This is a genomic window from Candidatus Vampirococcus lugosii, assembly GCF_018420025.1.
GTDB lineage: Bacteria > Patescibacteriota > Gracilibacteria > Absconditabacterales > Absconditicoccaceae > Vampirococcus > Vampirococcus lugosii.
In genome coordinates this window covers 1-9,990 of record NZ_JAEDAM010000034.1, presented here as the reverse complement: position 1 = coordinate 9,990, position 9,990 = coordinate 1, and the positions used below count along the sequence as shown (strand labels likewise).

Annotated in this window: 11 protein-coding genes; 3 read left to right on the top strand and 8 right to left on the bottom strand. The window is 19.8% G+C overall.

What is annotated here, in order from left to right; translation table 25 throughout:
* Nucleotides 1-247: 247 nt before the first annotated feature.
* A complete protein-coding gene (locus VAMP_RS03160) occupies nt 248-1,462 on the top strand; it encodes a phosphoribosylaminoimidazolesuccinocarboxamide synthase (protein ID WP_213349143.1) in 1,215 nt (404 codons plus the stop codon).
* 20 nt (nt 1,463-1,482) lie between these two features.
* Here VAMP_RS03160 and VAMP_RS03155 read toward each other — a convergent pair whose 3' ends face one another.
* The 4 genes from VAMP_RS03155 to VAMP_RS03140 form a co-directional block, all read right to left on the bottom strand.
* Nucleotides 1,483-2,985 carry an S-layer homology domain-containing protein gene (locus tag VAMP_RS03155; protein ID WP_213349140.1) on the bottom strand — a complete coding sequence of 501 codons (1,503 nt, stop codon included), beginning with the start codon at nt 2,983-2,985 and terminating at the stop codon, nt 1,483-1,485.
* Nucleotides 2,986-3,031: 46 nt separating this feature from the next.
* Complete coding sequence (locus tag VAMP_RS03150; protein WP_213349138.1) at nt 3,032-3,820, bottom strand: M23 family metallopeptidase; 789 nt, start codon at nt 3,818-3,820, stop codon at nt 3,032-3,034.
* Nucleotides 3,821-3,938: 118 nt separating this feature from the next.
* A complete protein-coding gene (locus VAMP_RS03145; protein WP_213349135.1) occupies nt 3,939-4,253 on the bottom strand; it encodes a glycosyltransferase in 315 nt (104 codons plus the stop codon).
* A 130-nt stretch (nt 4,254-4,383) separates the two neighbouring features.
* Complete coding sequence (locus VAMP_RS03140) at nt 4,384-5,052, bottom strand: glycosyltransferase (RefSeq protein WP_213349134.1); 669 nt, start codon at nt 5,050-5,052, stop codon at nt 4,384-4,386.
* Between the two features lie 66 nt (nt 5,053-5,118).
* On the opposite strand from VAMP_RS03140, the gene VAMP_RS03135 reads away from it, so the two are divergent.
* Nucleotides 5,119-5,808 (top strand): ComF family protein, encoded by a 690-nt coding sequence (locus VAMP_RS03135; RefSeq protein WP_213349131.1) that lies wholly within the window; start codon nt 5,119-5,121, stop codon nt 5,806-5,808.
* Nucleotides 5,809-5,814: 6 nt separating this feature from the next.
* On the opposite strand, the gene VAMP_RS03130 is transcribed toward VAMP_RS03135, so the two are convergent.
* From VAMP_RS03130 to VAMP_RS03115, 4 genes are all read right to left on the bottom strand, one after another.
* Nucleotides 5,815-6,936, bottom strand: a complete 1,122-nt coding sequence (locus VAMP_RS03130; protein WP_213349129.1) for a glycosyltransferase — start codon at nt 6,934-6,936, stop codon at nt 5,815-5,817.
* A gap of 240 nt (nt 6,937-7,176) precedes the next feature.
* A complete protein-coding gene (rsmI, locus tag VAMP_RS03125; RefSeq protein ID WP_213349127.1) occupies nt 7,177-7,614 on the bottom strand; it encodes a 16S rRNA (cytidine(1402)-2'-O)-methyltransferase in 438 nt (145 codons plus the stop codon).
* A gap of 21 nt (nt 7,615-7,635) precedes the next feature.
* Nucleotides 7,636-8,346 (bottom strand): FAD-binding oxidoreductase, encoded by a 711-nt coding sequence (locus VAMP_RS03120; protein WP_213349124.1) that lies wholly within the window; start codon nt 8,344-8,346, stop codon nt 7,636-7,638.
* Nucleotides 8,347-8,426: 80 nt separating this feature from the next.
* Entirely contained in the window at nt 8,427-9,185 is a 759-nt protein-coding gene (locus tag VAMP_RS03115) for a ribosomal RNA small subunit methyltransferase A (RefSeq protein WP_213349122.1), read from the bottom strand.
* 250 nt (nt 9,186-9,435) lie between these two features.
* Here VAMP_RS03115 and VAMP_RS03110 point away from each other — a divergent pair.
* Nucleotides 9,436-9,990, top strand: a 555-nt coding sequence (locus VAMP_RS03110; RefSeq protein ID WP_213349119.1) for a helix-hairpin-helix domain-containing protein, incomplete at its 3' end; no start/stop codon positions are given.

Below are 9,990 nucleotides of genomic sequence, written 5' to 3'. Positions count from 1 at the left end.
AGACCATTGATCACAATATAGTTTTCGAATATGTTTACGATTCTTTTCTGTTAGTTTCTGATTTTTATGTTCTTTTTTTGAGTACATGTATAAAATAAATTATTTTTTGTTTACAAAGATGAGGTTAATAGAAGAAACATATAAATATTTAAAATAAGAATATAATTTATAGAAAATACATTTAAGAAGTGAAGTTGAAAGACTAAATAATTATTATAATATATTACTATCATCAATATGATTAGCTATGGTATGATTGGAAATAGTATGAGCTCAGGTTAAAGAAATGATATTAGAATTAAGGAAAGAAGATTATATGTGATATAAGCTAAAAAATATAATGTATGCCTGGTTAGAAGTAGTTGAATATATATTACATATTGATTTAATTAAAAAAAATATATCTAATATAGATATATATATTTATATAATAATATTTTATATTATGAAAAAAATTGAAAATTTAGAAAACTCGATAAAAGATATAAAAAAATCTAATTTTGAAAATAATAAATTTGATTTATCTTCTTGTTTATCTGATTGTATTACAGATAGTCTTAAGTTGCCAGATAGATATACTCATTTACATTCATGAAAAGTTAGAGAGACATATCAACATCCTGATGATAAAAATTTATTGATAATGATAGCAACAGATAGAATATCAACTCATGATGTAGTGCATTATTGATTAATACCAAGTAAGTGAGAAGCACTTACACAAATATCTCGTTTTTGGTTTGGGACTATTGATTTTTTGGATACACATATGATTGCTGATCCTGAACGACCTAGTGATTTTCCAGATAAATTAAAAAATAGAACTGAAATTGTAAAAAAACTTAATCCTCTACCTATAGAAGCTATAGTAAGATGATATTTATATGGTTCGGCATTAAAATGATATGATTCACAAACTTGAAAATTAAGTACTTCTGAATTTATTTGAAAATGATTACAAAAATGTAGTAAATTTAATAAAGCTATTTTTACTCCATCTACTAAATCTGATGAATGAGATATAAATATAAATTATGATAATATGGAAGATTATTTATATAATTTTTTATTGAAAGAATGATTTGATAATATAGATGCAACAGAATTATCAGAACAAATAAAAAAAATAAGTATTAATATTTATGAAAAAGCTAATAAATTAGCTAATGAAAATTGAGTTGTGATTTGAGATACTAAATTTGAATTTTGATTAGATTCAAAATGAAAATTATATTTGATAGATGAAATTTTAACTCCAGATTCTTCAAGATTTTGGAAAATAGAATGATTTGTACAATGACAAGAACCAGAGTCTTTGGATAAACAAGTGATTAGAGATTATGTTATGGAATTTTGGAAAAAAAATCCTGATAAAAAATGAAAACCTGTAGTATTACCAGATAATATAATAGAAAAATGATGACAAAATTATAAAACAATCAAAGAATTATTTTATAAATAATGTATTTATATTTTAATTTTTTAGAAATTAATTAGTGCTTTTACTGCATCTTCCAATTTTTGTTCTGTAGTTTTAATTTTGGGTTGCATTTTTTCTCAAACATTCATATATCTATAAAGACTTTCAAAAGCTTTTTCTCTACTTACAAAATCACTTCATTCAAATTTATTTTTATTTTCAAAAGGGAATAAGTTATAATTTTTGGCTGCATTTGCATAATCTACAAACCAATCATCTTGATTTACATCAATAAAAGATGGAAATTGATCTTTTTTTGAAATATTAAAAAATCTAGAATATAAAGCAATAAGTTCATCTTTTTGTGCTTGAATAGTAGGATTAGCATGAGTTCAACCTGCTCATTTTACAACTCAATCTTGATATGCCATAAAAATATATGGAGAATACCGAGCTTCTGGATTTATATCTTCAAAGAAAATTCAGTTTTTTTCTATATATTTATTCATTTCATTTTTAAATCTTTCAAAATCATCTCAATATTTATATCTTACTAATGTTGTTATTATTTCTGCTCTTATTATATTATTATTTGGCATCATTTTTCATTCAAATCATTTTATAATACCTTTTTTATTTAATTCTTTCATACTATTTCAGTATTTATCATTTTTACTGTAATCTATAAATATATCGCTTTCTAGATTTTTATTTGCAGATAAATTATTTTTTTCATCTTTAAAATTTACTATCAATCTATAATTACTAATTTTTGGTGCTTGTATTTCAAATTTAAATAAATTATTTTGTTTATTTATTTTTTGATTCATTAAATCATATGATTTATTAGTTTCTCTATCCAAAAGACTTATATTAATATTTCAATCTAAATTATAATTTACAGTATTTCATAATTTATCTATAGGATATATAGTAAATTTTTGTTTAACAGTATTAAAAATAGTATCAGGTCAGTTTATTCATAAACTAAATATTTCTTGAACATCTTGATATACACTGAAATAATAATCTTTATTTGATTTTCAATCACTAAAAACAACTCTTCAATTTCATATATTTTGAGCTGAAACTAATACTTCATATTCATTTTTTTCTTTTTTTGGTGTAATTGTATATTGTGATGGTTTCAATACATCATTATTACTACTTATAGTAATATTTCAATCTTCTCATTTTGTTTTTACTGTAAATTTTATATTATCTCATAATGTTAATTTATTATCAATTTTTGGATTAGATATTTCTATTATTTCCAATACTTCTTTAATATTTTTATTGTTATTGTTTTGTTGAATATTATTTGAATATTCTTGTTCCAATTGTTTAGTAATTTGTTGAAGTAAATCTTCATTTTCATTTTTATTTTCTTTTTTTATATTTTCATTATTTTTTTCATTTATATTATTTGTGTTTACATTTATATCTTGTCTTTGTAAATCATCTCATACTGTTCCAAGATTTTTTTCAACAAAACTTATAGGATTTAGTGTTGAATTTCTAACTGTTTCAATTGTTTTATCATTACCACTCCATCACTCCCACATTTTTTGTGCAACTGTAAATTTTTTTATATCTTGTATAGGACCTAGACTATTTATTTGAAAATGTAAATGTGGAGTACTTGAACTTCATGTATTTCATATATATCAAATTTGTTGTCATTTTTTTTATAATATCTCATTCTTTAATATTTCAATGAAAATCATCAAAATGTGCATAAAATGTAGCTAATAATTCTCAATTAAAATTAGTAAGAATAACTAAATAATTTCCAAATCATGTATTTCAACTTTGTTTTCTCATTACAATTCAATTCATACTGTTGTATACAGGAGTTCATGTACTTGATACAATATCTATTCAAGCATGAGTTCAAGTATTTGGAATCCACCGATCACAAGATTCTAAACTACAAGAATAACTTGTTGTCCACAATGTTGTTATTAATCTTTTATAAAATATTACTTTTTCTCTTTCCAGTGGATTTGTTATTGTTGCCCATATATTATATGGTGATACAAATTTATATTTTTCTATTGTATCAGAAAACTTATTAGGAAAAGGAGTTTTTAAGTTATTTTCCAAATCCTTCCAATCAGTATTTTTTGTTTTTTCATAATTTACAACTTTTGATCGATCTGTAACTTGTCTCAATGGCCATACAACACTATTATCTTTTATATTATCAACATTTTCCAAAATTTCTTGATTAGTTAATAATCCAAGTCAATAATCAGATATATTTGCCAAGAAATTATTTCATAAAGGAATATTGAATATATATATTCATGCAGTAAAAAAAATAGATAAACTTAAAACTTTTTTGTAAAATATTACTCAGTTATTTTTATTAATTTTTTTTGTTTTAATATTTTTCATTAAATTTATATTTTATATTTTTTAATTAAATTTTCAATTTTTATTTTAAATTATTATATACAATAAATTATATACAATAATATTTATTTGTCAAAAAATAATTTGCTTAATAAAGTAATTATGATATTATATCTTTTAATATATGTTCAATATTTTTGTTCAATATATTTATATTTTTATTTGATTTATTTTTTTTATAAAATTTAAGTTTATATAAATTTTTTGATAAATTATTATTTATATTTTTGTCTTGTTCAACAAGTATATCATTAAATTTATTTTCATAATATTTTGCATTAAAATATTGATGGTTTCATCAAGTATAAGGTAATGGTATTATTATTAATTTCATATCAAAAAATTTTTGTTCTGCCAAACTAGTAGCTCATCCGCGAGTAATTCATATATCACAAATATTACATAAATATCACATTTGATTTTGATTTATGAAATCATATATTTTTATGAAATTTTTACTTCAGTCAATATTTTCAAATTTTTTTCTTAAATTTGAATTAATACTTCCAAGTATTATAAAAAAATTAAAATTTTTTTTTATATCTTTATTTTTTTCTATTATGATAATAATATTTTCATAAATTGTTTTTTGATCATTGTGATCATCAAACTATAAGTATATTAGTTTTTTTATTAAAATTACTGTCCAACTCCCCTGTCAAACTTGTGTCAAACTTGTCTAAATTATTAAAGTTTAATATATTTTCTGATAATATTTGTCATATATGTTGTCATCATTTTAAACTTTTGGGAAATCAAGTATATGATTTATTTGAAAATTTGTTGGCAATACGATTTGTCAATCATGCTACAGTATCTGATTCATGTACAAAAACTTTTTTTCTTAATATTTTGGATGCAATAACTACAGGAAGTGCAACATATCATCATTTACAAAAAACTACATCTATTTTATATTTTTTTAATAAAAAAATTGATTTTGTAATTCAGTATCAAAATTTAAATAAATCAATAATATTTTTTGCAAATGAAATTATAGATTTATCTCTTCTTAATTTTCAAGATATCATTTTTATAAATTTAACATTACTTATATCATTAGCAATTTTTTCTTCCAGAGAATTTTTTTCTCCAAACCAATAAATATTTTCAAATTCACTTGTAATTTTATTATCTTTTTTTATATAATCAATAATTGATTTTATAGGAAATACATGTCATCATGTTCCTCCACCTGCAAAAGCTATATTCATAATTATAATTTAAATTATAAATTTAATATAATAATATATTTATTTTTTTATACTTATCAAATACATATGAATATACTTGATATAATTTTCCCTAAAACATGTTTATGATGTAGACAAGTTTGACAACACATATGTCAAACTTGCAAAAAAAATATTAATGTTCATTTTGACATATGTCCAATTTGTAAGTCAAAATCAAATAGTTTCAAAATTTGTCAAAAATGTAAATATGAAAATGAAGCATTACAATGAATAATAATATGATTTAATTATACTTGAATTATTAAAAAAATTATTAAATCATTAAAATATAAATGAGCTAGAATTTTATCAAAAGATTTAATAAATCAAATCAAATATATATTTTTATCTAATCAAGCAATACAAGAAATTGATAAAGAGATAATTATTACATATATTCCTCAAGATTGGTACAATAAATATTTTGTTAGATGATTTAATCAATCTTATTTATTAGCAAAAACTTTTTGACAAGAATTAAATATTCCAGTTTTAGATGTTTTTCAAAAAATAAAAATTACCCAAAAACAAGCAAGATTAAATAGAGAAAAGAGAATTAAAAATCTTAATTGAGCTTTTAAATTAAAAGAAAATTTAGATTTGGAATGAAAAGTTTTGATTATTATTGATGATGTGACAACAACTTGATCGACAATTAGACAGGTGTCTACATTAATTGAAAAAAAATTTAATAAAACTAAAGTTTGGTGATTAGTAATAGCTAGACATATTTAATTTTTTTTATTTTGCAAAATGTTTCAAAATTTTTATTTTTTCTTTTTTTATTCAATATCAATTTTGTAAATATTTTGTCATAAATTCTGATGGTATTATAAAAAAATTACATTTTTTATTTAACACAAAATTTATTAATTTTAAATTAATTAGTTTCAAAAAAATAGCAAATATTACAATAGGATTTTTTGATTTTCACATTTTTATAAAATTTTTTAAATTTACTTTTCATATTATTTGTTCTTCTTCATAAACTTTTGAAGGAAATGGATGAAAATATCATAAATCATGATACATTATTAAAGTTTTTTTTCACTTACAATTAAGTAAAGGCAAAAATCATAAATATCTACTTACAGAATGTAGCCATATAATATCAGGTTCAAATTGTTTAATTTTTTTCTTTAAATTCCAATATGCAAAAATGTTAAATCATACTAAACTCATCAATATTTTTCTATATTTTACTATTTTGCCACCTAGTCAAAAGCTGTCTACTTCGTGTCAACTATTATTACGTAATTTTTTAGTATTAATAATATATGATTCTATTCATCATATATTTTCAATAGAATCACTTATCAGAAGTATTTTTTTATTTTTTCAAATTATATTTTCAAACTCCCTTAACGATGTTTCTTTTTTATAATTATTTGATTTTTCAATTGCTTTTTTTGATCTATATGCCCAATTATTTTTTTGATTTTCAATTTCTTTTATTAGTTTATTTATTATGTTTTCAATTTTTTCTTCATCATTTTTTCATATTTGTTTAATTATATCTAATTCTTGTGTTATAAATTGTTTAAGTCATCACTTTCAATATCAAATTACAGGAACTCATTTATTTATACTTTCCAAAGCAGATAAACCAAAAGTTTCCAAAAATTTGGATGGCATCAATGTATAATGAGATTTTTCCAAATATTTATTTATAGTTTCTATATTTTGCCATCATAAATATTTAATATTTTTAGCATTAATTTTTTTTAAATTTTTTTCCAAATCTCATTTTCAAAAAATATAAAAATTTATATATTTATTATTTTTATATTTATCTAATATATATAATATTAAATCAAATCATTTTTCTTTTGTTAATCTACCGAAGAAAATAAAATTTAACATTTTCATTTAGTATTAAAAAATCAAACAACAAACTCCCCTTTTATTTTTATTTCTCAATTGTCTAATTTGTCTATTATTTTGTCTATATTGTCTGTTATTTTTTGTTCATATATTTTACTAATTTCTCTATTTATTGAAATTTTACCTTCAAATCATTCTTCTTTTATTTGATTTATTAATTTTTTTATTCTATATACAGATTCATATATAAATACAGGAATTTCACTATTTACTATATATTTAATATATTTTAGTCTTCATTTTTTTTTTGGGAAGAAATCATAAATATATAAATTTTGATGTATCAAATCAACTAGATACAACTCATGGAATTATTGCACTAGCTCATGGCAATGTTTCAAATTTTATATTATTTTCTGTAATTATTTTTATGATATTTTTTCAAGGATCTGATAATCATGGTGTTCCAGCATCGCTTAATAATCATACATTAGTTTCCTCTATTAATTTTTTATAAAATTCTATTTTTCATTCACTTGTATAACTTGTAATACTAAAAAATTGTTTATTTGAATAATCAATATTATATAAATTCATTAATTTTTTACTAGTTCTAGTATCTTCACATAAAAATATTTCAAGTTCTTTTAATAAATTAAGTCATCTTAATGTAATATCTTGAATATTTCATATAGGAGTTGGTATTATGTATAACATAAATTTATTTTATTTTTAAAATTAATATTTTTCTGAAATTATATTATTTTTTTCTATTCATTTACTCAATAAAATATTAGTTGCATCATCTACCATTTCTGGTTTACCACAAATAAAAACTTTTATTTTTTTGGTTCATAAAAAATCAATAGCTTCTTGTAGTCAATCTTGTATATGTCAATTTCTATATCATTCAACTTTATCTCTAGATAAATATAATATATTTTTAACTTTTTCATCATTTGAATTAAATGTTTTTTGGATTATTCAATTAATATTTTTTTCTGTTTTTTCTGAAAAAATATTTACTAATTTATTGAAATTATTTTTTTCATTTATAATTTCTTCATATATTCATAATATAGGTCCTACTCAACTTCATACACTAATTAATAAATAATTTTTTATTTCTTCATTGTCTATGAAGTGTCAATATGGTCAAGTTATCTCTAATTCATCTCATTCTTTAATTATTTGAGTAAAATAATTTGAAACTCAATTTTCTGATGCTTTTTTTACATAAAATCAAATTTGTTTTTTATCTTGCAATAATTTATTTGTTGTTGCTATACTATATGCTCTTTTAATATTTTTGTTATCAATATTTGTTGTTATCATAACAAATTGTCATGTCTTAAATTCAAAATCTCATATCAATTTAAACATCAAAAAAACTTCTTCATTTGTTTTTGATGAAATTTTATTTATCAAACTAATTTTTGCTTTATTCATTTATGAATTTAATTTATTAAAATAAATATCTATTGTTTATAATTATTTATTTAAATTATTCAATAAAATTGTTTTATAAATTATTCTTTATTATAATCTATTATATATTTAATATCATCCCAATTAAGTTCTTCAATTCTTTTTTTTGATATTTCTCATTGTATATTATATTTATAGATTCATTTTTTATTTATTATATTTGATATTTTTCATAGTGTTTTTCTTTTATATCTATTTACAATATCCAAAAAATTTATAACTTCTTCCAAATTTATATTTTTTTTATTTGACAATTTTGACAAATATACTAGACAACTGTCTACTTTTGGTATAGGATTGAAAGCTTTTGCAGGAACAGTTTCTATATATTTTATTTCATATCAATAATTCAAAAGCCATCGCAAAAAAGATTTTTTGTTTGCATCGCTTTTAATTTTTTTTCATACTTCTTTTTGTATTAAAATAAGTCATCATATGAAATTATTTTCTACAAAAAATTTTTTGAATATAGGGGAAGTTATATAATATGGAATATTTCAAAATATAAATGTTTTATTTTTATTAAAATTGTTAAGATTTGATTGTAATACATCTCATATTATTATTTTTTGTTTTTCTTTTTTAAAATTTTTAATTATATTATAAAAATTTTCATCTTTTTCAAAAAAAGTAATATTTTCATATTTATCAACTAAATATTTACTAATAGAACCTTTTCAAGGTCATATTTCAATTAGATTTTCCCAAGCAAATTCTTTTTTTGATTTTTCTATTATTTCTAATATTATTTTTTTATATTTTATATCTTCTAGGAAGTTTTGTCAAAGATAACTTGGCATTTTTAATATTATTTAAATAAATAATTATTTATAATCTTTTTTCAAAACTAATCAACTTTATATTTAGATATTTTTCTGATATTTTTTAAAAAAGTATTGAAAAAATATTTTGTATATTTATATAAAAATTATGTATTTTAATAATTTAATAATTTAATAATTTATTTTTTTATTTTTTTATTTTTTATAAATTATGAAGATCTATTTATTTTTTACATTATTATTTTTTCCGATTTTTTTATTTGCTCAAATGTTTTCTATCTCAGAAATATGAGAAGAAGAATTAAAAAATATAAATTGAATATGAGATATAACAGCAAAAAATATAATAAATTATATAGAAGAAAATGAAATTTGTGAATATAATGAACTGTTGCAAATAAATAGAGTTTGACAAAAGATATTGGAAGAGATAAAAAATATAACATATCTTGATACAAGTTGTGAAAAGGAAAAAGATAAAAATGAAGACAAAGAAGATTGACAATATGGACAAGATGAAAATGAAGAAGATGAACAAAATGGACAGGATATAGACGAATTGGAAGAAGAGGAAAATGAAGAAGATGAACAAAATGGACAGGATATAGACGAATTGGAAGAAGAGGAAAATGAAGAAGATGAACAAAATGGACAAGATATAGAAGACTTGGAAGAAGAGGAAAATAAAATAAATTTGTTGCAAATATGAGAAGAAGAATTAAAAAATATAAATTGAATATGAGATATAACAGCAAAAAATATAATAAATTATATAGAAGAAAATGAAATTTGTGAATATAATGAACTGTTGCAAATAAATAGA